General features: G+C 33.2%; 18 protein-coding genes and 1 tRNA gene. 8 read left to right on the plus strand and 11 right to left on the minus strand.

Annotated elements, in window-relative coordinates; translation table 11 throughout:
* Nucleotides 1-2: 2 nt before the first annotated feature.
* The 10 genes from QLQ94_RS22600 to QLQ94_RS22645 form a co-directional block, all read right to left on the minus strand.
* Complete coding sequence (locus QLQ94_RS22600) at nt 3-3320, minus strand: reverse transcriptase domain-containing protein (protein WP_427402795.1); 3318 nt, start codon at nt 3318-3320, stop codon at nt 3-5.
* Nucleotides 3321-3325: 5 nt separating this feature from the next.
* A complete protein-coding gene (locus QLQ94_RS22605; protein WP_427402794.1) occupies nt 3326-4075 on the minus strand; it encodes a nucleotidyltransferase domain-containing protein in 750 nt (249 codons plus the stop codon).
* A gap of 124 nt (nt 4076-4199) precedes the next feature.
* Nucleotides 4200-5000 carry a TatD family hydrolase gene (locus tag QLQ94_RS22610; RefSeq protein WP_427402793.1) on the minus strand — a complete coding sequence of 267 codons (801 nt, stop codon included), beginning with the start codon at nt 4998-5000 and terminating at the stop codon, nt 4200-4202.
* A 389-nt stretch (nt 5001-5389) separates the two neighbouring features.
* A complete protein-coding gene (locus QLQ94_RS22615) occupies nt 5390-6289 on the minus strand; it encodes a phosphatase domain-containing protein (RefSeq protein WP_427402792.1) in 900 nt (299 codons plus the stop codon).
* 12 nt (nt 6290-6301) lie between these two features.
* Nucleotides 6302-7486 carry a DNA ligase-like domain-containing protein gene (locus QLQ94_RS22620; protein WP_482498600.1) on the minus strand — a complete coding sequence of 395 codons (1185 nt, stop codon included), beginning with the start codon at nt 7484-7486 and terminating at the stop codon, nt 6302-6304.
* A 2-nt stretch (nt 7487-7488) separates the two neighbouring features.
* Nucleotides 7489-8766 (minus strand): hypothetical protein, encoded by a 1278-nt coding sequence (locus QLQ94_RS22625; protein WP_427402790.1) that lies wholly within the window; start codon nt 8764-8766, stop codon nt 7489-7491.
* Between the two features lie 70 nt (nt 8767-8836).
* Complete coding sequence (locus QLQ94_RS22630; protein ID WP_482498602.1) at nt 8837-9853, minus strand: RNA ligase; 1017 nt, start codon at nt 9851-9853, stop codon at nt 8837-8839.
* A 367-nt stretch (nt 9854-10220) separates the two neighbouring features.
* Nucleotides 10221-12461 carry a hypothetical protein gene (locus QLQ94_RS22635; protein ID WP_482498603.1) on the minus strand — a complete coding sequence of 747 codons (2241 nt, stop codon included), beginning with the start codon at nt 12459-12461 and terminating at the stop codon, nt 10221-10223.
* Nucleotides 12462-12700: 239 nt separating this feature from the next.
* Nucleotides 12701-12818 (minus strand) — tRNA-OTHER (locus tag QLQ94_RS22640).
* A gap of 164 nt (nt 12819-12982) precedes the next feature.
* Nucleotides 12983-13372, minus strand: a complete 390-nt coding sequence (locus tag QLQ94_RS22645) for a hypothetical protein (RefSeq protein WP_482498605.1) — start codon at nt 13370-13372, stop codon at nt 12983-12985.
* 723 nt (nt 13373-14095) lie between these two features.
* Here QLQ94_RS22645 and QLQ94_RS22650 point away from each other — a divergent pair.
* The 7 genes from QLQ94_RS22650 to QLQ94_RS22680 all read left to right on the plus strand — a co-directional run bounded on the left by QLQ94_RS22650 (nt 14096) and on the right by QLQ94_RS22680 (nt 22853).
* A complete protein-coding gene (locus QLQ94_RS22650; protein ID WP_482498607.1) occupies nt 14096-14539 on the plus strand; it encodes an HD domain-containing protein in 444 nt (147 codons plus the stop codon).
* 435 nt (nt 14540-14974) lie between these two features.
* Complete coding sequence (locus QLQ94_RS22655) at nt 14975-16012, plus strand: helix-turn-helix transcriptional regulator (RefSeq protein ID WP_482498608.1); 1038 nt, start codon at nt 14975-14977, stop codon at nt 16010-16012.
* A gap of 220 nt (nt 16013-16232) precedes the next feature.
* Nucleotides 16233-16691, plus strand: coding sequence for a MarR family winged helix-turn-helix transcriptional regulator (locus QLQ94_RS22660; RefSeq protein ID WP_194615770.1), 459 nt, complete (start codon nt 16233-16235; stop codon nt 16689-16691).
* A 61-nt stretch (nt 16692-16752) separates the two neighbouring features.
* Nucleotides 16753-19143 (plus strand): 3-hydroxyacyl-CoA dehydrogenase/enoyl-CoA hydratase family protein, encoded by a 2391-nt coding sequence (locus QLQ94_RS22665; protein WP_482498609.1) that lies wholly within the window; start codon nt 16753-16755, stop codon nt 19141-19143.
* A 180-nt stretch (nt 19144-19323) separates the two neighbouring features.
* Nucleotides 19324-20505 carry an acetyl-CoA C-acyltransferase gene (locus tag QLQ94_RS22670; protein ID WP_482498611.1) on the plus strand — a complete coding sequence of 394 codons (1182 nt, stop codon included), beginning with the start codon at nt 19324-19326 and terminating at the stop codon, nt 20503-20505.
* A 133-nt stretch (nt 20506-20638) separates the two neighbouring features.
* Nucleotides 20639-20989 (plus strand): four helix bundle protein, encoded by a 351-nt coding sequence (locus QLQ94_RS22675; protein ID WP_482498612.1) that lies wholly within the window; start codon nt 20639-20641, stop codon nt 20987-20989.
* A gap of 58 nt (nt 20990-21047) precedes the next feature.
* Entirely contained in the window at nt 21048-22853 is a 1806-nt protein-coding gene (locus tag QLQ94_RS22680) for an acyl-CoA dehydrogenase family protein (RefSeq protein ID WP_427402782.1), read from the plus strand.
* Nucleotides 22854-23163: 310 nt separating this feature from the next.
* On the opposite strand, the gene QLQ94_RS22685 is transcribed toward QLQ94_RS22680, so the two are convergent.
* Entirely contained in the window at nt 23164-25176 is a 2013-nt protein-coding gene (locus QLQ94_RS22685; protein ID WP_427402781.1) for a BCCT family transporter, read from the minus strand.
* Between the two features lie 273 nt (nt 25177-25449).
* Here QLQ94_RS22685 and QLQ94_RS22690 point away from each other — a divergent pair, with 273 nt between their 5' ends.
* On the plus strand, nt 25450-26544 hold the full coding sequence (locus QLQ94_RS22690; protein ID WP_427402780.1) for a glycoside hydrolase family 18 protein: 1095 nt from the start codon (nt 25450-25452) through the stop codon (nt 26542-26544).
* The last annotated feature ends 26 nt before the right edge of the window (nt 26545-26570 follow it).

The following is a 26570-nucleotide window of genomic DNA, read 5'->3' on the forward strand; positions in this document are numbered from 1 at the left end:
ATCTATTGATTCTTTATTCTTTTAATAACTTCATTTAAAAGAAAATCGGGGGGTAACGGCTTAAATTCTTTACTTGGGTTTATAGAAGATTTTACTCGTTGAAAATCTCTTAGTTTCTTAATATCAATTTCTCCTACTAAAATTGCATCATTAATTCCTCCTTTCAATCGTAAAATATCTTTTACAGCAGTTTCTTTAGGCTGGGTGAGTCTTGTATCTCCAAAATTACTAGTATTTACTTGCGCAACATAACAATGTAAATCCCTTGAAGCCGACTCAACAATATTGGAAAAATAAGGTATATCTCTATTCCATTCGATTCCAATTAATAAATCTATTTTACTCTTTAATTGTTCCCGATGACTAATATTAGCCATTTCAAAACAATAACAAACAGAAAAATAGATGTTTCTCCAATTTGTAATTTGAATTTTTTGTTTACTCTTTGGCACTAATAAATGATTCTTATTTATCATCAATTCTTCACCCGGTGAATAATTTTTTTTCAATCTTAGCACTATTGTAGCATCCTTTATTCCATTTACTTCAACCGGAATAATAGATACAACGAAATTAAATGAAGTATTATTTATGGTAATATGTTCCAAACCTGAAACTAATAATGATTGATTATCTGACGAATATCTGGCTAAAGTTGATAACAAATTAAATGGAACAAAACATTCAGGAAATAATAAAATATCAGCACTCTCTTCTCTAGCTTTTTTTAATATTAAAGCTAGTTTATTGTATCTTTCAGAAGTTAAATTAGGACTTCCTAAAACGCTTTTCAAAATATTATCTTCTAATATTTCTGTATTTGCAAAGGATATTTTAGGTATTTCTATTTTATTTTCTTTATCTATTTCAAATTTATTATTATTTAAAAAACTATAAAACTTGCTTTTCAATTCTTCATAGCTTTCATAATCATTTGAGTGGTTTGTATTTCCTTCTAAATAATACTCAAACGCGACATCTAAATAATTCTGTTTGATTATTTTCTCAATTTCCTCATATTCAAAACTTTCATCATTAAAAACAGCTTCTTTTTCTGTTTTTTCAATATCAAATAATATATCTGTTTCTATATATCCTTCGTTGTTTGCACATAAATTTTTTATCTGACTAAACTTGTAAAATTGTTGAAATGAAGATGCAATACAACATTCCCAAAACCTAATTGGTCTTGGAGAATTTTTCAATAATTTTTCATCTATTTCATAGGATTCAATATGCAATTTCTTATCAACTAAATTGATTTTTCCTTTCTTGCTTTGCTTTGTATAATTTAACAATGGTATTACGACATAGTGATGTCGAATCATGTTTGCTTTTCTATATCTCTCTGCAATAAATGAATTTGGTTTAATAAAATCCAGTTCAGAAAAAAACATTGTGTAGATATTATTTTTAAAGTGATTGGATTTAAATTCATATTCCCTAGAAATTCCATCATTAGTATTTAAAAAGTCTAAATTGAGTGATAAGGAAACTTCGTGAGCACAAAAAAGATAATTAATCATTGTCCCTTTTAAATTTGAGACAATTATATCTGAATATTTATGATTTGATTCTATCTTATCTATTTGCTCCATACAATGAAATAGAAAATTCATATAATCTTTAGGTTGCTTATTAATTAATAAAAGTGTTAATATTTTTTCCCACAATTTATATAATGTTAGACAGTTTTCTCCTCTAAAAAATTTAATTATTTTATCTTGTTCTTCTTTAGAAATCATCTTTTGATTTCGCAAAGCAAAATTTATTTTGTGAGACAGATAAACTGATAACCCAAACCTATCTTCTTTATAATCTTTTAAAGTTTTTATCTTTCCATCTGTACCGTCATATTGTAAATAATATGCACTCTCTTCAAAATTATTAGAGTCATCTTGCTCATTCGGCATATCTCTAAATTCGCTTGATTTTTCTTTTAACTCCTTTTTAAGCTTATCAATCACGATACTCGATTCATCTTTATCAAAATAATGTAAAAGCGTTTTACTACTTTGAAAAAATAAAGATGGATATCCATTTACTTTAAATATTCTCTCCCTTGTATCATCACAAATACAATCTTCATTATTCTTTTTACGATGAAACGGATTATCTACAAGACTTACAATCTTATTAAAGTTATTCAAAATGTATAACTCAATTTCTGACAGATTGCTTTCATTAAATTTTACATTATAAAATTTCTTTTTAGTTTCATTAATATTTTTTTTGTAATTATTAAATGAAAAATTAAAATCTGAAAAAAAATTATTTTGTGTAAAACTTAGGGGATTTGGTTCGGACAAAACAATTAATATATCATCAACATATCTTCCGTAATAGGCAGGTTTATATTTTTCAATTATTACTTGATCAAATTCCTTTAAATAGTCATTCGCTAATACATAAGATGAGAGTAAGCCTATTGGTAAAATAACTTTAGTCATATTCCCTTTTGCATCCATTACTTCGTCTACAAAATCATATGGAAGTTCAAACTCATTCGTTATCTTTAATGTGTAGTCTTTGTGAATATTTAATAAAATCTCATTTAAATTATACTCTTTACTTGTAATGCCCAATTTCTTTCTTATGGGAAATTTACCAACTTCTACTCTAACAGAATAAAAATAATCTTTAATATCTAAATTTAAAAAAAGTGCATTTTTATCTTGTGATAACAAATCTTTAGCCACATCAACAGCACCATCACGCCACTTTTGATATTGTTTAAAATATGGCTTAAATAATGAACTCCCCTTTAATACATTGTCTTTATTTTTATTCAACAAGAGTCTGTTACCAACACATTCTGGTTGCAAATTAGAATCAATTTTAACGCCTTGACTAAGAATCCATAGAACCGATAGTATATGAATTTCAATAGAGGTATCAATAAAAGCAGTCGCCTTTTCTAAAGTATATTTTTCTTTGACTCTTTGATTTGATACGATTTTATTTTGAATATCATTTGCAACAAATACTTTTGGAAAAATTTTCACATCAACTTCGTTAATGTACTTTTGGAAAAAATCAGGTTCAATATGATAATTATTAAGCCTATCAGTTATAACCTTAAGTTTCATTTCTAAAGTAATTTTTCCTTTGTAATTAGAAATAAAATTCCCCTCCTCGTCTTTTATATAATTAGAATAATCTTTATTTCTATATATTTTAAACAGATTATCAGCTGCATTTGACAAGCCAGTTTCAAAAACAACTATTTTTTCTCTTAACAATAATTCGCCAGAATCATAATAAATGTAGGCTCTTAATTTATTATATGCCTCCGTTACTTGTTCAATTGAATACTCCATATATTTTATAATTTTATCATAGTTCTAAAAAACAAATCCAACTCCGCATTCATCTTCTTACCACTTCCCAACTTACTAGCATTTTCCTGATTAAAATGTACCGTTTCTAATAAAAAATCAGTTATTAAAACCTCTTTTGGATGTAAATACTTTTCATTTTGGTTGGCTTTTATTTCTTGTAATTCTATTATTTTATCTTGTATGTTTTGTGGTGCGATTGGCAATAAATCAGCAAAAGCAACGGGCGGAAACGAATTGTTCTCTATAATCCATTTTCCGGCTAAAGCGGTTCTTAAGGCGTAGAAATAACTTTTTAGTTTTACTTCTTCCATTTCGCAAACTTCCATGAAATTTTTTGTCGTTCCCAAGTAATGATGTAAAGTCGCTATTGGCGAAAAACATTCTACGGCTAAGTCCTGCATTTGTTTTGCAAAATCATTATTTGCATAATACACTACAGGCGAAAACAACCACTCGATCAAAGGTGCGTTAGATTTTGCTAATAACTTTACGGCTTTCCGTAAATCCCAACCAGAACCGTCAAGATCATCATCGGTCATGAATTCGATTACGTCTGGTTTTTCCCAAAGCGATAAGTAATAATCGGGTTCGTATTTGTATATAAAACGGATATCATAATCGCTGTCCGGAGAAGCAAATCCCCAGGCACGACTTCCTGATTCTACAGCAAAAAGTATTTCTACATTCTTGCTTTTTTCTATTTCTTGTAATTTTTTAAGTATTTTTTCTTTCATCGTTGGTTTCAAATATAAATAAACAAAAAGCCTTTAAACTCAGTAAATATACCTGATTTAAAAGCCTACAAATAAAAATATCTAACACAATACCTAACAGGTTTTTAAAACCTGTTAGGAAACGCTAAATTCCAAAAAAGTCTTTAGCATTTTTCGTCGTTTCCTCCGCAACTATAATTCCTGAAATCCCTTTAAACTGCGCCACAGTCGCCGCAACAAAAGGCAGAAAAGCAGGTTCGCAACGGCGTTCGTGGTATTTTTTCAGGAGATTATTAGTTACGTTTTTTGGGAGCATGAATGGCGCATCGGTTTCTATCATCATTCGGTCCAGCGGTACGTATTGAATCACTTCTTTTAAATGCTCAAAACGTTTACTGTCGGATATTGCTCCCGTAAAACCAAGGTAGAATCCGTTATCGAGATAGGTTTTGGCTTCTTGCAAACTTCCTGTAAAACAATGCACAACCGCTTTTGGCAATTGTGGCAAATAGTCTTTTGTAATCTCCATAAACTTATTAAAAGCGGCTCTTTCGTGCAGGAACAAAGGTTTCCTCACTTCAATCGCCAACTCTAATTGGGCTTTGTAACAGCTTTCCTGTACATTTCTGGGCGAAAAATCACGATCAAAATCCAGTCCGCACTCGCCTACTGAAACTACGTGTTTCTGTTTTAATAAATTTCTTAGTTTCGAGATGCTTTGCGCATCAAAACTCTTCGCATCATGCGGGTGAATTCCTGCCGTGGCATATAATATTCCGGGATATTCTTTTGCTATTTGAGCCGAAGCTTCGCTGTTTTTTACGCTTGTTCCGGTAAGTATCATTTGCGATACATCAGCATCTAAAGCGTTTTGTATGACATCGTCTATGTCGTTTTGGAATTGTTTATTGGTTAAATTAATTCCTATGTCTATGTATTGTTTCATTTTTTTGTTTTTTGCCATTAAGGCGCTAAGACACAAAGTTTTCTATTCTTTGGTCTGGCTATTATTATTTTTTAAGCGTAATATTTGTCATTTCGACCGAAGGGAGAAATCTCCGCGAGAAACTCTACAAAGATTGGACTCACGTTGCGGAGCTACTTGCGGAGATTTCTCCTCCGTCGAAATGACATACGGTGTGGAAAAACCTTTGCGAACCTTGCGTATCCCAAGGCTTCGGGATTGCGTCCTTTGCGGTTAAAATCAGCACAAAGTGTTAGACGCACTGCTGTGCGCCTCTACACTGAAAACTGAGACTGAGACTGACAACTAAAAAGTGCGTCTATACACTGAAAACTGCCACTGAGACTGAATACTAAATTAGAACCTCTCTTTTAAAAATCCCCATAATAAACCTGAAAGCAAGGCAATTTTAAGTCGTTTCTCCAGGTATCAACTACTTGATTTCTATCGTCAAGAACAAATTCTACAAAGTATTTATCTTTGATAGATTCATTATAGATTTCGGTTTTTATGATCGAATCTTTTCGGTTGTCTTGGGTTTTACGCATGATTAATTCATCGTATTCGATTTCGTGTTTATCGAGAAAACGCAATGTTGGTACTTTGTATCGGTCTTCTCTTCCTGAAACTAATAAGATTTGATATCCCAATTTCTTGTAATTTCTCAACACATTTGCCACCGGATTATTGATTTCGTCTTCATCACATTTGCTTGCATCAAAAGGATTTCTTCCGTTCATTAAAGCCAGGGTTCCGTCAAGATCACAAATTATGGCTTTAGGCAAATCCGGGTTTTGAGCGCAGTATTCAAGATTTTTATTCACTTTCTTTATTGGTTTAAAATCAAACTTTTCTTTTGTTTTTTGCAATTGATGGTACATATTTTCAATCACTTTTTTTGGCACTTTTCGGTCTCTTTTTTCGTTTCGGATAAAGAGTTCTTCAAGTGGCAAATCAAACACCTTGAATTCGATATTTGCCATTTCAGAGAAATCTTTAATAGGTTGTTTGATGTATTCCAGCTTTGCGTTGCAAGTATCCAGAATAACATTCCATCCATTAGAAAGTAAGGTTTTAATTTGTCCATTGATCACTTTCGAAATCATGCTTTCGAATGCCGGATCCATAACTTCCTGAAATTGCGAAAACCTGATTTCATCACGACTTATTCGCATCGTTTTTGGTTCAGTTCTCACTTTCCACTCGGCGAAAGTACTTTTCCCTGATGCCGGACAACCTGTAAGTATCGTTAATGTTGGTATCTTTTTCATTTTATTGTCTTGTTATAATCTTGGATCTAATGTTTTTTCTATTTCCTCGTTGTTGATTCGCTTTAAAAGCAACAAACGCATCAAATAATTTTCTTCTTCTAAATCTTTATACGGAATCTGAAGCATTTTCTGATTGATTTCCCAACCGTTTATCGATTGTTCCATCTTCTTTTTTACATTTCTTTTTTCTAAATAATGATCAAAATCCTGATGAAAATTCACTCCGTAAATCATCGTTAGATAATTGTTGTTTCTAACTTTAAAACACGGTGGTAAATTTTTAATATAATTTTGAACCGGCTTAATCATGATTCCCTCTTCATTCTCATTGGTCAGTTTTTCGAAAAACGAATAAATTTCCTGTAACTTTTCTTCTTTATTTAAAGCGGTAATTTCTAATTGCAAAAAAGCATCATCATTTACCAGTTTATAAGTCAAATTGCTGTTTGGCAATACTTCGCCACCAGAAATATTTACAATTTTTAAAATCGTAAAAGGTTTAAAATGCAATTCGGCTTCGTTTCCAAAAGTATCAATTTGATTATGAAACACTTTCAATGATTCTTCCTGCTTGGTTACATCTGGTATTTTTACAGCGGCCAAGGCTTCGTATTGACGAACAATGTGTGCTTTATGTTTATTGTTGAATTCTTTTTTAGTCAGCTGTTTTTTATCTAAAATATATTCTGTAAATGTATCCGATTCTCTCACACTTATCAGTTTTTCAAGTAATCCCGAAGATTTCAAATACTCATTGTGCGTTTTTAAAGCATCATAATATCCTGTAAATTCTTTCTCGATTAATCCGGCTCCCAAAACTTTCCAAGGCAATAATTCTGAAGCGATCAAAATGGTTTCGAAATCAGGAAAAGCAATTTCCATTTTGGCATGCAGATCCTTCAAACTATGTATTGCTTTTTCTACATCGATATGATCCATTTTAAAACCATTTCTGGAAACAAAATAGGTTTCTTCAAGGTTTCTTTTCAAGTAAATCGTGCAATACGAACCCATGTATTTTTTTTGAACCACAAATTCAGATACTCCTTTTTCTATATAATAGTTTACAGCTTCTTCGATGCTTTCTATCTCATTTTTTGTCTTGCTTTCTGGCGCCGGAGAAATAGTTGGCGAAAAATCGTTTATCTTATTTTTGCAAAACCACTCTATTCTGTTTCTTACTTTATAGTCTAACATTTTTACTTTTTTTGAATGATTACTGCACTTGTTGGATAAACTCCTTTTACACAATCTCCTACTCCATAATACGTTTTAGAGTTTGGAAAAATTTCGTTGATTAATGTTCTAAATTCTGAATTTGAAAGTTCAAAATCGTGATCGTCATGTCTGAATTCATCAGTCATTTCATAATTTACATTAAAATCTTTATCTGGCGTTGTTACAAATAATTGTGTGAAATTGGTATTGTCCCTGATCCAGATTAACAATGCTTTTGCTTCTTCTAAAGAATTGTGCTCAATTACTTCGCTCAAAATAACCTGACCTTCAAAACCTTTTATTTCTTCTGGATTTTCAACCCAATGCAGGTTATCTGCATTTTCTATTGCTGTGATTTTATCTGCAATGTGTTTAAAATCAACTTCATCATATGCATGATATTCCTTGGTAAATCCTTTTTTAAGCAATAATTTATAATATTGTAATTCGCCACAACCAAAATCTAAAACCGTTTCATCAAAATTGATTTTACTGCAAATAAATTCTTTTCTGGATTGATGCGTGTCTGTAAAAACAAATTGAACTTCGTTATCAAAATAGGCTTCTAATTGTGGTTTGAACTTTTCGAATTGTACGGGAGAACGCATGATTCTTTTTATAAAAAGATAAAACACAAAATACGGAATGCCCGAAATATTGGTTAACATCGTGATATGCTTCTGAATAAAATAGTCATCAATAAAAGTATAAACGGCATATTTATTAGTAAAATGCGAAAACAAAGCAACAAGCGAAAATTTCTGTACCGCTTCTCTAACGGTTTTTCCTTCGATCTTTAATTCGTAATTATTGCCTATTTTATTATTGAGTGAAATTCCGCCAATGTATTTTGACAAAAGATACTTTTCGTTTTTGTACCAGCCTGAATCGATAAAAAAAGTAGCAACTTCGATAGTACATTTTTCTGTATCAATTTCATTATAGTTTTTGTCTAACCAGGAAATTGTTGTTTCACCCAAACTTTTATCTTCTTTGTACAAATGATTAAAAAATTCAGTTGATATGTTCAAAGCTAATAATGGACTGCAATAACTTTGAAAATCAATTTGATTTCCTTCTTCCGGCAAGTAACTGTTTTTTCCGTCCAGAAAAACACAATGATATTCACTACTAGAAATTACATTTCCTATGATAATTCCGTTTTTTAATTCTTTCAAATACAAACCTTGATCTGTATTTGGATTTTTATAAAGAACATCTAAAAAGTATTTATTCTCTGATTTAAGTTTTATAATCATTGTGTTTATTTTTGTTGGACAAATATAGCTTTGCCTCTGCGCAGTTATTTTGCGCAGTTAAATTAAAATTTTATTCTTCTTCTTTATTAAAGGGTTTTTCAAAACTCGGACGAATCATTTTCCAGATAATTTCTGAATATTCTCTGTTATCCAGCATCGCAAATAATACGCTCGCATATTTGCAAGTCAGGAAATACAAAGCTGTTTCTTTACGGGAATCTAAAACTTTGAAATCTTTCTTGCATTGATTCTCAATCAACAAATATTGATTTTCGAGATCACTTTTGGTTTGTTTTACCCAATCGAAAAATTCATCAGGAACACGTTCCAAAATCTCTTCCATAGATTGGTTTGTTTTTAGGTATTCCCAAATGTTCACATTAGAAACCTCAGTGATGATTCGGTGTAAACGAAGGTATTCTTCAAATTTAATTTTTACTCTAAAATTGTTCGCGTATTTAATGATGAAACCTTCTTTATTCGTAATATTCATTTCTTTTAAAGTCAGAATATCTTTTATTCCGTCATATTTTGCCACTACAGGAAAACCAATATCTTCAAGCGGAAATTCTTCTCCGGATTTTGTATCAACAATCGTTAATAAAACCAATTCTTCTGAAGCACCGTAATCTAAAACGATTCGGTTTTGAGGATAAATAATTTCAAACAAATAGGTTTTACTTTTATCCAAAAGCGACCACGAATTTCGATATTTTCCGTGTAGCATTTCATTCGCTTTATCCGATTGATCGCTCGAAAAAGAACCTCGACTGGCTATAAAAGGAACATCATTTACCCAATACAAAATTCCTAATGAACCGTCCATTTTATCATAAACCTGAAAAGTTGTATCCGGAAGAATTTGATTTTCTATTTCGCCTAAATTGAAAAACTTAGGAAAAGGTCTTGCTATCACATTTTCATTTTCATCCAGAATCAAACCTCTGCACGCTAATGTAACATCGTTCCAAATTCTCTCGAATTGAGCATTTTGAGTATAGTTATAAATATATAAATTATGCTTAGGGTGTTTGTTTACCTTGACATATTTTTTTGCAATCATTTCCTTTAAAAGCGTTGTATTCATTAGTTCTTTTCTTTAAACAAAGATTCAAAAGTTAGTGCGCAGTTATTTTGCGTAGTTTTAAAAAGGTGCAGAGGTTCAGAGGTTCAAAGGAACATAGGTTTATTTACACAATGATTAATTGTAATGTTTGTCATTTCGACGGAAGGGAGAAATCACACTAGAAACTCCGTACAGTATGTCGCCAATCTTTGTAGAGTTATGCGTGTGATTTCTCCCTTAGGTCGAAATGACAAACTTGTGCGAAGACGCACTACAGTGCGCCTCTACAACAAAACTATGTGCTTTTACGCCTTTGCGCCTCTGAACGTTTACACCTTTGTCTCTTTGCGCTTCTGTCCCGATAGCTATCGGGATTGCCCCTTTCTCCCTAATCAATTAATAATTGCGTAACTGCCGCAGCATTTATCGCCCATTTTGCATCGTAAATCTCATCGGCATTTTGATCTTCGGTAATTGTTAAACCCTGGGCTTCTGCTTTGAGTTGTAACAAACTACCAATATTCAATTTGCTGCTTAGTTTTGCCAATAATGCCTGAACTCCTTTAAAATCCAAACCTTGCACAACTTGCCCTCCAAAGGTCATCTCTAACCAAACGATTTCTCTTTTGGCTACATCCAACACTCCAAAAACCAAACCTTTGGCAACATTCTGCGTCACGCGAACCTGATGATCTACACATGACGGATCATATGCAACTCCGGTTTTTTCGGAGATTTTCATTGGGTGTTTACTACTCATCCAACCTACAATAAGATTTGGCGTGATACTTCCGTTGCTGTATGCATTACAAGTAAAAGTTACAAATTTGGCGTTGGCTTTCGCCAAGTCATCAATGTTGATGTTGATATATTCTGCCGTTCCAATTTTAGCCGGAATACTTCTGATATCTCCGCTATGTTGACAACCTATTGTTTCCAATCGGCTGTACGAACAGATATCGGCTTTATCTTCGTAGGCTATATGACAGCTCAAATCCATATCCAGGTGTTGTGCAGGCAAGTCTTTACCCCATTGCATGAACAATCGCACTTCGTTACCTTCAATCGGGAAACGTGTTCCCATTAAAGCAACCGGTAAATCCTGAATATTCTCGCTTCGATCTCCTATAGAAACTGGCATATTAAACAATTGCGGATCGATATAGATCGTTTTATTCGGGTTTGCAATTGCTGCAAATCTCTTTTTCATGGCCAATAAACACAATTCTTCGATTTGATTTTTCATCGCTTCTAATTGCGCTTCATCGTACAAATTCAATAAAGCATTTGGCGCAATTCGTTTGTTTGTTCCGCCCAAAGGTTTCACGCTTCTTTGCATGTTTTTATCAAAATATTTTTGAGCATACATATTCAAAGTAAACACCAATCTTGCCGGAACTTTATCGATAATTTCTGTAAAATGCGCCACAGTTTCGTCTGCACTAAACCATAACATATTCGAGAATAACGAGCGTGCAAACAATCCCGGACGCTGTTTTAATAATGCAAATGTTTTATCAGCATCAAATTTCAATCTCGACGTGTTTACTTTACTTTGCCAAACATCGTAAACCTGGTTGTAAAATACATCCATCAAAAAAGCTAATTTTTCAAAGCCTTTTCTTTTGCTGTATTCTGCCAAACGCAACGCTCTGATAAAACGAACCCACATTCCTCTTTTCGGGTGCATGATTTCGCAGATTGTCTCCACATCCATATCAAGATTATTCAACCAATTGGCAACCATTAAACATTCTTTTCGGGAATATTTAAGTTTTAAATCTTTTGTCGCTGCGATTTTAGATTGCGCACTTGCATCTAAGAAACCAACAAAATGCTGGGCATTTTTTGATGTTCTTTTGATAATCGTTTTTGGCTCGATAATTTGCAGCAATCCTGTATTCTTAAACCATAAATATCTTAGGATATCGGTTGGTGATTTAAAATACTGAGAAGCCTTTTCGGACTTACCTTCTTCGATCAAAACATCGATTACCAACATCAAAGTTTCTTTGATGGCAATATCTGTTTTTGGCAAAGGCAAATATTTTAATGCAATTTTTAAACTATCTGCTTGCGTGGCATCAAGAGCGGTTTTAGATTGTAATAACGATTTATAGAAATCTTCTAATTCCATTTCTGTCCATAAATCCAATACTTTTAATTTACTTCCCTGACCGAAGTTTTCGATTTTACCAAATTCAAACGGAGTTCCGCAGAATGGGCAGCCATTGTATCTTTCTAAAGGAAATGTATTGTTTGGGATGATATGTCCGCATTGCAACGTTGTTCCGTTATTCGTTTTAAAAACGTTGGCGAAAAAAGTTGCAACATGATCCAAAACAGTTTCTCCTGTTGGAATATGCCATTCTTTTACTAAAGGTGTCCAGTTTTTATCTGTTCCTAAAACTTCTTTTAGAACGTCTAAAACTTCTATTTTATAATTTGGGTTTATATTGTTTAAAGCGTGTAATAACGACTCAGAAAATGTAAATCCAAGTTTCGAAACATTGGCTACTAAAACCGATGTTGATCCTGATAATTTTTTAATATCATTCGCGATCATCGCTGATGGAATAAAAATAGCGTTTTGACGCAAACTGATTTTTAATAATTCTTGTGTTTTCATTTTTTTTAATTTTTAAAATTTAGATAATTGTGTTTCTGATTCTACCAAAAATTTGAAGTAAGAAACACTTGACCTGAAATTGGAGTGTAATTGATGAACTGTTTATCAGATGGGTTTCCCCGAAGAAGTAAGTTAATCTTGACCCTCGTTTTTTTTTATTAATGATGATTTTAAAACTTGCCGGACTCGAACCGGAAGTTACCAATGTTCTGAAGTAAGTTTTGATTGACCATTAATTGTGAAGCAGATGGGATTCGAACCCATGACCCGGACATTAGAAGTGTACGAAGTAAGTTTTGATTGACCTTTTATGGATAATTTCAAAACTACCTGCTCTAACCGCTGAGCTACTGCTTCATTTTAAATTGTGTTAACCGGTAATGGTGTAAGTAGTACGTTGGAAAGTTTTAGAAGTAACTTAAACTTGACCTTGTTAACCCAATTTTTTATTTCAATGAACTTGTTTTATTTATTAAACAAAGATTTTTATATTACTGCTCAATTATTCTGCGTAGTAAAAATTATAATTTCCATTCTTTATAAATATGATCGTTTATCTTTTCTTTAACTATTACATTCTTAATCTCAAATTCAATATAATGGCTTAACCAACAATCAGAAATCTCCGTAGCAACTTCATTTCCGCATAGACAAACTTTATTTAAACTATTGAAGGTAGAACTTCCACAACATCCCTCAAATCTTGATTCGTCAGAGTGATTTTTTAATTTATAATTGTCAATCGCAACTACAAAACATTTCACACCTGATTCTGTATCAAAAAGACAAAATTTATTTTTTTGCAACATATTTTGGTTTTCTTCCACACACAATATTGATTCTGGTATTTCAGTCAGATCACCAGTTATCTCACTTTCACATTTTTTACAGTAAATTTTAATCGTCTTCATTATCTTTTCATTTTATATTTACAAAGATTTCGATTCTACTGCGCATTTATTCTGCGCAGTACAAATTTCTTTTTTTGTGACCCTGATGAGATTCGAACTCATATTCCCTTTCGGGCATTGCGGCTCTAAATACGCTTCCCTACTTTCCCTAACGATTTCGGTGCTTCTGTAAATTCTACCCATTAGTCCGCTCGGGTCTAACCGGAATATCCGCAAACTCTATAGTCAGTAATTTTTCTATAGGCTTTTCCTTTTAAGCTACAAGGCCTTTCGTTTTGACATTACAAAGATTTCAGAACTACTACGCAATTATTTTGCGTAGTAAAAAAAGAATTTTATATTTGAATACATATTTATTTAGCAAAATCGTGTAAGCCCTATTAAAGACGGCACATTTATGGATTTTTTTAGATTTAATAAAACCAATAAAGTCCCAGAGGGACGAAATATTTATAGCAATTTTCCAAAAGCATTTTAAGAACCCCAACGGGGTGACATATTTTATTGATTAAACATACAGGCCAAAGTATCGCACCGCTGGAGCTTTTGATTCTCTTCTAATAAATTGCTCTGCATATTCTGCTCCGATGGAGCTCAATGCCGAACAATGTGAAATTAGCTATAAACATATTGCTCCGCTAGAGCTAATTGCAATTCGAAATATTATTGTCTATAAATATTACGCTCCCGTAGACTTGACAAAAGATTAAACAAAAAAACAATATGAATTTACAGAAAATTTATTCTGAATTACTCACAAATATTGGCTTTTCAGCAAATGAAATGCAACAGAATTGGCTGAATTTAGAAAAGGCTTATTCCAATAAATCACGACATTATCATAATCTTACTCATATAAAGGATATGATAGAATGTTATGAAACCTACTTTGACAAACTCAAATTGCCAAACGAAGTATTATTCTCTATTTTCTATCACGATTACATTTATAAGAGCAGTAAAAAAGATAATGAACTCAAAAGCGCCGAATATGCTTTGTCTATTTTGCCCGAAAATATCCAATTGGATAAGCAATTGGTTTTTGATGCTATTTGTGCAACTCAACATCATCAACATAATACCAATGAAGATATCAATTGGTTAATCGATTTTGATTTGAAAATTCTCGCACGAGATTGGGAAGAGTATCAAATTTATTTTGAATAAATCAGAAAAGAATATAGTATTTATCCTGATTTTCTGTACAAACCCGGAAGGGCAAAGGCTTTGAAACATTTTCTGGAGAATGAATTTATTTTTCAGACGGAAGATTTTAGGGGTTTATATGAAGTGAAAGCGCGATTCAATATTGAAAAGGAAATTTTATTATTGACGTAGATATTCCCGTTGTTAAACCTGACAGGTTTAAAAAACCTGTCAGGTTTGCTGAGAGGAATTAATTGTGGTTACGATGTGTTAGACGCACTGCTGTGCGTCTCTACGATAATACGAACGAGAAAATTGGAATAAAAAAATTTAATAAAATAACGCAAAGTTTTGTTTCACGCAGATTTAGGAGATTTTTATCCTTTTAATCTTTTAATCTGTGGCATTAAAAAAACTTAGTGTCTTAGAGCCTTTACGGCAAAAAAAACAAAAATTATGTCACAAAACAAAAATGCCCTAATACGGTACAAAACCATTGACAAATGCCTGCAGAATAAATACAGACAATGGACTTTAGACGATTTAATAGAATGCTGTTCTGAAGCTTTGTTTGAATATGAAGGCCGCGAAAACCCAATTAGCAAACGAACAATCCAAATGGATATTCAGCTGATGCGAAGTGAAAAACTGGGTTATAATGCGCCAATCGTAGTTTACGATAAGAAGTATTATAAATATGAAGATAAAGAATTTACGATAACAGATATTCCGCTGACGGAAACGGATATGAATGTTTTGACAGAAACGGTTTCGATGCTGAAACAGTTTAAGGATTTCTCTTTGTTTAGCGACGTATCGGATATTCTACAGCGTTTAGAAGATAAAATCTATTCTGAGAAATCGCATACCAAACCGGTTATTTACCTGGACAAAAACGAAGGATTAAAAGGTTTGCATTATCTGGATGAAGTGTATCAGGCGATTATCAAGAAGATTGTTTTGGTGATTACGTATAAGTCTTTTAAATCGAGAGAGGAAAGTAAATTTCATTTTCATCCTTTTATCTTAAAGGAATTCAATAACAGGTGGTTTTTGATAGGCAAGAAAAAAGGTTCTCAGCCCATTAGTAATTTGGCTTTGGACAGAATTATGGCGATAGATTATGATTTTAACCTTCCTTATTTAGAAGAAGATTTTGATGCGGAACTCTTTTATAAAAATGTAATTGGTGTGACTGTAAACACAGGTTTGCAGCCCAGAAAAATCGAACTTTGGATAGACGCTGTAAACGCACCTTATGTTTTAACCAAGCCTTTGCACAATACTCAAAGATTAATTAAGGAAAATGAGGACAAAAGTATTATCGTGCATTTGTTGATTTCTCCTAATTATGAAATGGAACGTATTTTATTGGGCTTTGGTGACGGAATCGAAGTTTTGAAGCCTGAAAACTTACGAAATCGTATGAAAAAGATCCTCCAGAAAGCATTTTCAAGATACGAGCCTGAAAATAACACTGAGCTAAACTCATGATTTTTTACAAAATGTAGAATTTATTCTCAAATTAAAACCATAAAACAATTTTTACAGCATAAAATTTGTTAAAATCTCAAAAAAGAATAGTATATTTCAATTAATTTCAACCATAAACCGCTCTAAATCAGAGATATTTTTTTACTAACCAAAAAATTATCACAAAATTATATGCATGCATAGTATTTTTTGATTATATTTGAAATCGATATAGTTACATATGAAAGAGAAAACAATAGATTATATTTTGAGAGCTACCTGGCAGGCTGTATCAAGAATGTACAATGAAGAAGCTGCGAAATACGATGCCACAATGGCCACCGGATTTGCGCTTTTGAGTATTGACAAAGAGGAAGGAACTCCGTCTACCGCTTTAGGACCAAGAATGGGAATGGAAGCGACGAGTCTGACCAGAACATTAAAATCAATGGAAGACAAAGGTTTGATTGTTCGCAAAAAAAATCCAACGGATGGCCGTGGTGTTTTAATATACCTGACCGAATTTGGAAAAGAAAAAAGAGATTTATCTAAAAATACGGTTCTGAAATTTAATGAAACAATCAGAAAACATGTTTCAGACGAAAAACTGAAACATTTTATTGAAGTTTCTGAAATCATCAATGAATTAATTCAGGACAAAAACATATTTAATCAAACAGAAAAATTAGAAAAAGAATAGACTGGGATATTTTTTATAAAGGTCTATTTCAAATTCAAATAAAAAACAAAATATTAACTCTATGAAACGCACAATTAAAAAAGTTGCTGTAATTGGATCCGGAATTATGGGTTCAGGAATAGCTTGTCATTTTGCCAATATTGGTGTTGAAGTTTTACTGCTTGACATCGTACCACGCGAGTTGACAGAAGCTGAAACTAAAAAAGGATTAACGCTTGAAAGTAAAGTTGTTCGCAACCGAGTTGTAAACGAGCACTTGGCGAATTCATTAAAATCGAAACCGTCTCCTATTTACAGTCAGAAATTCGCAAACAGAATTACGACTGGAAATACTACTGATGATATAGCAAAAATTGCTACTGTAGACTGGATTATTGAGGTTGTAGTAGAGCGTTTGGATATTAAGAAACTAGTTTTTGAGCAAATCGAGAAATTCCGTAAACCGGGAACTTTGGTTACTTCAAACACTTCTGGTATTCCAATTCATTTTATGAGCGAAGGAAGAAGCGAAGATTTTCAACAACACTTTTGCGGAACTCACTTTTTTAACCCTGCGCGTTACTTAAAGTTATTTGAAATTATTCCTGGTCCAAAAACTTCTACTGAAGTATTGGATTTCTTAAACGAATACGGATCTAAATTTTTAGGAAAAACATCTGTTGTTGCTAAAGATACTCCTGCGTTTATTGGAAACAGAATTGGTATTTACGGAATCCAAAGTTTATTCCACTTGGTAAAAGAAATGGGATTAACGATTGAAGAAGTTGATAAATTGACTGGTCCTGTTATTGGTCGCCCAAAATCGGCTACTTTCCGTACTGTTGATGTTGTTGGTTTAGATACTTTGGTGCACGTTGCCAATGGTATTTATGAAAACTGCCCAACTGATGAACAACACGAATTGTTTAAACTTCCTGATTTCATCACAAAAATGATGGAGAACAATTGGTTAGGAAGCAAAACAGGACAAGGTTTCTACAAAAAAGTAGACAAAGATATTCTTACGCTTGACTTAGATACTTTAGAATATCGTGCTGCTAAAAAAGCAAACTTCGCTACTCTTGAACTAACAAAAACTATTGATAAACCTATCAACCGTTTTAAAGTTTTGGTAAAAGGAAAAGACAAAGCAGGAGAATTCTACCGTAAAAGCTTTGCCGGAATGTTTGCTTATGTGTCAAACAGAATTCCTGAAATCTCAGACGAATTATATAAAATTGATGATGCGATGAAAGCCGGTTTTGGATGGGAAAATGGTCCATTTGAAATTTGGGACGCCATAGGTGTTGCAAACGGAATCGAAATCATGAAAGCAGAAGGTTTAGAGCCAGCTGCATGGGTGAACGAAATGTTAGCTTCAGGAAGTGAGAGTTTTTATTCTATTAAAGAAGGAGCAACTTATTTCTATAACATTCCAACAAAATCACAAACTAAAGTTCCGGGACAAGATTCATTTATTATCCTGAACAACATTCGCGAAAGCAAAAAAGTTTGGAGCAATAGTGGAGCAATTATCCAAGATTTAGGAGATGGAATTTTGAACTTAGAATTCCAATCAAAAATGAATACAATTGGTGGCGACGTACTTGCTGCAATCAATAAAGCAATCGACTTATCTGAAAAAGAATATCAAGGTTTAGTTATTGGAAACCAGGCAGCGAATTTCTCTGTTGGGGCCAATATCGGAATGATTTTCATGATGGCAGTTGAGCAGGAATACGACGAGTTGAACATGGCAATCAAAATGTTCCAGGACACAATGATGCGCGTTCGTTATTCTGGAATTCCGGTTGTAGTAGCACCTCACGGAATGACTTTTGGTGGTGGATGCGAAATGAGCTTACACGCTGATAAAGTGGTTGCTGCTGCAGAAACTTACATGGGATTAGTTGAGTTTGGTGTTGGTGTACTTCCTGGTGGTGGTGGATCTAAAGAAATGGCTTTGAGAGCTTCTGACTTATTCCATAAAAATGATGTGGAATTGAATGTTCTTCAGGAGTATTTCTTAACTATCGCTATGGCAAAAGTATCAACTTCTGCTTACGAAGCTTTTGACAATGGACTTTTACAACACGGTAAAGATATTGTAGTAGTAAACAAAGATCGTCAGATTGCCGAAGCTAAAAAACATGCTTTGCTAATGGCTGAAGCGGGTTATACACAACCTATCAGAAGAACTGATGTGAAAGTATTGGGAAAACAAGCATTAGGAATGTTCTTAGTAGGAACAGATCAAATGGAAGCTGGAAAATATATTTCTGAGCACGATAAAAAAATCGCTAACAAACTAGCTTATGTTATGGCTGGTGGTGATTTATCTGAAGCAACTTTAGTATCTGAACAATATTTATTAGATATCGAACGTGAGGCTTTCTTGAGTTTATGTACAGAACGTAAGACTTTAGAGAGAATTCAATACATGTTGACAAAAGGAAAACCACTTAGAAATTAGAAAATAGAACAAAGAGAATAGAATATAGATTTCAGACTTTGTAAAGTCTATTCTCTATACTCTATACTCTATCTTCTATACTCTTAAAAAATAGAATAAAGAGAAAAGAATATAGATTTAAGACTGTGTTGAGTCTATTTTCTATAATCTATTTTCTATAATCTTAAAAAACAAAAACAAATGAAAACAGCATATATAGTAAAAGCTTACCGTACTGCGGTAGGAAAAGCACCAAAAGGGGTTTTTAGATTTAAAAGACCTGATGAATTAGCTGCAGAAACTATTCAGTTTATGATGGCTGAATTGCCTGATTTTGACAAAAAACGTATCGATGACGTGATGGTAGGAAATGCCATGCCGGAAGCAGAACAAGGTTTGAACGTTGGACGTTTGATCTCTCTTATGGGATTAAAAGTTGAAGATGTTCCTGGTGTAACCGTAAACCGTTATTGCGCATCTGGACTTGAAACTATCGGAATGGCAACTGCAAAAATCCAATCAGGAATGGCAGATTGTATCATCGCCGGTGGTGCAGAAAGTATGAGTTTTATTCCGATGGGAGGTTACAAACCAACTCCGGATTATAAAGTTGCTGCTGCAGGTCACGAAGATTACTATTGGGGAATGGGTTTAACTGCTGAAGCGGTTGCCAATCAATATAAAATATCCAGAGAAGATCAGGATGAGTTTGCTTATAACTCTCACATGAAAGCCTTGAAAGCGCAAGCTGAAGGGAAATTCGATAAACAAATCGTTCCTATTAGTGTTGAACAGACTTTTGTGAATGAAAATGGTAAAAAAGAAACTAAATCATACGTTGTAAAACAAGACGAAGGTCCAAGAGCCGGAACTTCTGTTGCTGCTTTAGCAGGTTTAAGACCCGTTTTTGCTGCTGACGGAAGTGTAACTGCCGGTAACTCTTCTCAAATGAGTGATGGTGCCGCTTTTGTTTTAATCATGAGCGAGGATATGGTGAAAGAATTAAATCTTGAGCCAATTGCAAGACTGGTAAACTTTGCTTCTTCTGGTGTTGAACCAAGAATCATGGGTATTGGTCCTGTAAAAGCAATTCCGAAGGCGTTGAAACAAGCTGGTTTAGAGTTGAAAGACATTGACTTAGTTGAATTAAACGAGGCTTTTGCTTCTCAGTCTTTGGCTGTAATCCGTGAGTTAGGCTTAAATCCTGATATCGTAAACGTAAACGGTGGAGCAATCGCACTAGGACACCCACTGGGTTGTACCGGAGCTAAACTTTCTGTTCAGTTATTCGACGAGATGAAACGCAGAGGTAATAAATACGGAATCGTTTCTATGTGTGTGGGAACTGGTCAGGGTTCTGCGGGGATTTACGAGGTTCTTTAAGAAGAGAATAGAAAATAGAGTATAGAATAAAGAGATAGATGTTTTTTAAATGAAAGAGAAAAGAATAAAGATTTATTAAAAGTAATAAAAAACCTACTTTTAGATTCTTAGTTTCTTATCTTGGTCAAAAAACATGAGACATAATTATAAGAATTTGAAGATTTGGCAAATGGGAATTTCAATTGCTAATGATATTTCAGATTTATTGCTAGACTTTCCGAGACATGAAAGGTATGATTTAAGCTCACAAATAAGCAGATGTTCTGTTTCAATGCCTAGTAATATAGCTGAAGGTTCATCAAGAACTGATAAATCTTTCAGTCATTTTTTAGATATTTCTCTAGGTTCTTCATTTGAATTAATAACACAATTATTAATTGCAAAGCATAGAAAACATATAAACGAAACACAATTTAACCAATTAGAAATTAAAATAGAAGAATTTCAAAGAATGACAATGGGCTCCCAAAACGGATTAAAATAACGTTCAGTCTAAAATCTATTCTCTTTATTCTATTTTCTTTTCTCTAAAAAAAATAAAAATGGCAGATACAATCGAAAAAAACGTAACCCGTGGTGGTCAGTTTTTAGTTAAAGAAACAAAATGCGAAGATATCTTTACACCAGAAGATTTTTCGGAAGAGCAATTAATGATGCGTGACTCTGTAAAGGAGTTTGTAGACAAAGAAATTTGGCCTAACAAGAATCGTTTTGAGAAAAAAGATTACGCCTTTACAGAAGAAAGCATGCGTAAAGCTGGTGAACTGGGACTTCTAGGAGTTGCGGTTCCAGAAGAATACGGCGGATTAGGAATGGGATTTGTATCTACAATGTTAGTTTGCGATTACATTTCTGGCGCAACAGGATCTTTCTCAACTGCTTTTGGTGCCCATACAGGAATTGGAACTATGCCAATTACACTTTATGGTACTGAAGAACAAAAGAAAAAATACGTTCCTAAATTGGCTACAGGCGAATGGTTTGGAGCCTATTGTTTGACTGAGCCAGGTGCAGGATCTGATGCTAACTCAGGAAAAACGAAAGCTGTTTTATCTGAAGACGGAAAATACTACTCTATTACAGGTCAAAAAATGTGGATTTCGAATGCAGGTTTCTGTAGCGTTTTCATCGTTTTTGCCCGTATTGGTGATGATAAAAATATTACAGGTTTCATCGTAGAAAATACTGCTGATAACGGAATTTCTATGAATGAAGAAGAGCATAAATTAGGAATCCGTGCTTCATCTACACGTCAGGTTTTCTTCAACGATACGAAAGTTCCTGTTGAAAACATGTTGTCTGAAAGAGGAAACGGTTTCAAAATTGCAATGAACGCATTAAATGTTGGTCGTATTAAATTAGCAGCAGCATGTCTTGATGCTCAAAGAAGGGTAACTTCCGGAGCTGTAAAATATGCTAATGAAAGAATCCAATTCAACACACCAATTTCAAGCTTTGGAGCCATCCGCTATAAATTAGCAGAAATGGCTACAAGTGCTTATGCAGGTGAAAGTGCTTCTTACCGTGCGGCAAAAAATATCGAAGACAGAATTATCGCTCGTGAAGCTGAAGGAACAACTCATCAGGAAGCTGAACTAAAAGGTGTTGAAGAATATGCTATCGAATGTTCTATCCTTAAGGTTGCTGTTTCTGAAGATGTTCAGAATTGTGCTGACGAAGGAATTCAGATTTTTGGTGGAATGGGATTCTCAGAAGATACTCCAATGGAAAGTGCCTGGAGAGATGCTCGTATTGCTCGTATTTACGAAGGTACAAATGAAATTAACAGAATGCTTTCTGTGGGAATGTTAATCAAAAAGGCAATGAAAGGTCATGTTGATTTATTAGGACCTGCGATGAAAGTTTCTGAAGAATTAATGGGTATCCCATCTTTTGACACTCCTGATTTCTCTGAATTATTTGCTGAAGAAAAAGGGATTGTTGCCAACCTGAAAAAAGTTTTCTTAATGGTTGCAGGAAGTGCAGTTCAAAAATATGGTCCGGATTTAGATGCTCACCAACAGTTATTAATGGCTGCTTCTGATATCTTAATCGAAATCTATATGGCTGAAAGTACTATTCTTAGAACTGAAAAATTAGCTAAAAATCAAGGTGAAGATAAAGTACAAGAGCAAATTGCTATGGCAAAATTGTACTTGTATAAAGCAGTAGATATTGTAACTCAAAAAGGAAAAGAAGGAATTATTTCTTTTGCCGAAGGTGACGAACAACGTATGATGTTAATGGGATTACGTCGTTTTACAAAATACACTAATATGCCAAATGTAGTGGCATTGAGAGAAACAATTACTAATAAATTAGTTGCAGAAAACGAATACTGCTTCTAATATAAAAATAGTTTTTAGCTTTTAATTTGTTTAAACCCGCACTTATCCGAAACAGTGCGGGTTTATTTTTTTATTTTTAACCTTAAAGTATTTTACCAGATAAACTACATAAGTTCACGTAAAAAATGAGAATGCTGTTTATCTTTTATTACGTCATTATATAACCCTACCTAAATTTATATTTAAAGTACACCACTTGTATTTTCTTATTCAAATAATTATAAGTTGCACAGCTTACTAAAACACAATACTTACGTTATCTTATATAACTAACATGTTTAAAACACGTACAGTTAGATTTTTTTTACAATTAACTATTAGGTTTCATAATCAAATCGTGATCGCCCTCGGAGCTAAGGTTTAAAAAACGTTCGTATTCTCTTAGAACATCTGATATAATTCCATCCTTAGTCAAATATTGAATATCATATCCTTTACGGTGGTCTCCAAAATAAGTAATCGGTTCAAAAACGAATTCCTTATCTATATCCGGAGTATTTTTCTCGTTCAGTAATGTTTCAGAAACAGTCTGAGGTTGTGCCATTACACCATATTTAAAATTTCGCAATTGATCGTATTTTATCTCTAACTCAATAGCTTGTTGTGGCGAAGAAAAAGTATTTATATGAGCTTCAATATTATTCTTCGCTAATTCCACCAATAATTCTTCAAAAGCCTTTTTCACCGTTTCATTTAGAAATTTATGAATGTCTTTCTTTTTAGAAACCGTTACAATCTTTTCTAAATGTTCTTTCCAATTGCTATTGTTCCAATTTAGGCTTCCATGCGAATATTTTTTCTCACTATATTCACTATCAACAACCAATGCTTTCCACAAATTATAACACAATAACGCCATAATAATTCCAAAAGGCAAAGCAGTAATCAATGTCATTGTCTGCAAAGAAGCCAAACCTCCGGAATGTAATAAACTTAGCGATAAAAGCGATAATAAAACACCCCAAAAGACACTTTGCCACTTCGGAAAACTTATGGCTCCTTTTGATGCAATACCATTCATTATAAAAATTCCAGAATCTGCTGACGTGATAAAAAACACGCAAATAATCAAAATCGACAAGATATTCAAAAAGGTAGTAAAGGGAAAATAGGTAAAGAAATTAAATAATAATGTATCCGGATTTTTAGCAAACTCGCTCAAAGCTCCATGTGCTACATGTTCATCAATCCATACTGCACTACTTCCAAAAACGGTCATCCATAGAAAATTAAAAAAAGCAGGAATAAATAATACTGCCAGAATAAACTCCCTTATAGTTCTTCCTTTAGAAATTTTTGCAATAAACAATCCAACATAAGGCGCCCATGAAATCCACCAGGCCCAATATAGAATAGTCCACTTTGAAAACCATTCCTGGCTTCCTTTTTCATAAGCATACGTATTAAAAGTAAGTGAAATAAAATGACTTATATAATGTCCCAAACCTTCAGTAAATGTACTTAAAATGTATATCGTTGGCCCAAAAACAAGTATAAACAACATTAACAAAACGGCCATAATAATGTTTAATTCACTTAATTTCTTAACCCCTTTTCCTAAACCAGAAATAGCAGAAGAAACTGCAATTACCATTACTACCAAAACAATAATAATCTGATAATTAAAACTGGATTCAGGAATTATATGAAGACTTAATAATCCTGCACTTAATTGAACAACACCAAAACCAAGCGTCGTAGCGATTCCAAAAAAGGTACTGCACAAACCAAAAACATCAACAATATTTCCAAACTTTCCGTGAATTCTATTTTTTAAAATCGGGTAAAATCCGCTTCGGATTGCAAGAGGCAAATTATGTCTGTAAGCAAAATACGCCAGTGACAGCCCAACTACCCCATATATCGACCAAGCATGAAAACCCCAATGAAAAAAGGTATACAATTGCGCTTCTTTTGCTCGTAAATTATCTGCTAAATTGGCATTTGCCGGCGTTGCATAATGTGACATCGTTTCTCCTACCCCAAAATACATCAAACCAATTCCCATTCCGGCGGCAAAAAGCATCGCTACCCAGGAAAAAAAAGAATATTCAGGCTCTGAATCGTCTGCACCTAATTTGATTTTACCAAATTTACTTATTGCCAATGTGATCAAAAACAGCACAAAAACTGTCACCAGCAATACATAAAGCCAGCTTAAATTCTTGAATATTATTTCTTTTACAATATTAAGTGCCTGCTCTGTATCCTTCGAAAAAAAAACACAAAATAATGATATTGCAATAATTATAGCTAAACTGGGTAATGCAACTGATTTTGTAAAATTGGTTTGAAAGACACTTGAGCTTTTAGTTTTATTCATGGTAAAATTGTTTGTCACTTATTATCAAAAGTTGTTCTGAATCTTAGATTCAGATAAAGGAGTTTTTTTTATTATAAAAATAACTTTGATAATCTATATAGAGATGTATTGTAAATTTAGTCAAAAAGAAAAAAAAATCCTATTTAAACACAATAAACTTGATTTTTGTAACCAGAAACGTAACAAATCAGCTTAAGACTGTTTGCCAATTTAGTTCATATTTCATTCGAAAAGTTCTATATTTAGCATTCTAAAAACTTTAAAAAACATAAAATGAAACAAATTAACCTGATTGCCCTGATTTTATTGTGCAGCTTTACGTCAAGTACATTTGCACAAAAAAACAAAAAGATCGACATCATTGCTTATTACACAGGCGATGATAAACTCATTAACGATTACGAAGTAAACAAGTTAGATCAGATTATCTTTAGTTTTTGTCACTTAAAAGACGGAAAACTAAGCGTTGATTCTCCTAAAGATTCAACTACAATTAAACATTTAGTTTCTTTGAAAGCATCTAATCCACAGCTTAAAATTCTTCTTTCGCTTGGTGGTTGGGCAGGTTGTGAGCCTTGTTCAGCGGCATTTTCTACAGCTGAAGGAAGATTAACTTTTGCTAAATCAGTAAAGGAAGTAAGCACTTATTTTAAAGTGGATGGTTTAGATTTAGATTGGGAATATCCGGCAATTGAGGGACTGCCAGGACATTTATACCAAGCTGCTGACAAACCTAACTTTACAGAATTAATCAAAATTTTACGTTCTACTTTAGGCAAAAAATATGAATTGAGTTTTGCTGCAGGAGGCTTCCAAAAATATTTAGATGAATCTGTTGACTGGAAAGCTGTTGCTCCACTAGTAAATCGTATCAACATTATGAGCTACGATTTAGTAAACGGATATTCTACGGTTACAGGACATCATACTCCTTTGTACAGTACAAATCCTAAAGAAGAATCTACAGACAGAGCTGTTGAATTTTTATTAAAGCAAGGGATTCCTGCTGAAAAATTAGTTATTGGTGGTGCATTTTATACCAGAACCTGGAAGAATGTAGAAAACGTAAACAATGGTTTATATCAGACAGGAGAACACATTCAGGGTGTTTCTTTCAAAAGCTTTGCAGACACTTATACAGAAGCAAATGGCTGGAAATATTTCTGGGATGATAAAGCTAAAGCTGCTTACTGGTACAATGAGAAAGAAAAAACATTTGCAACGGGAGACAACTTAACTTCTATAAAAGCAAAAGCTGAATATGCCAAAGCTAAAAAACTGGGCGGAATCATGTTCTGGGAACTTCCTTTGGATACGCCTCGTGACGGTATGGTTGATACTATTTATAAAGTTAAAACAGCTAAATAAATCATTAAAAAAAAGACAATAAAAAA

The organism is Flavobacterium sp. B114r, from assembly GCF_056824125.1.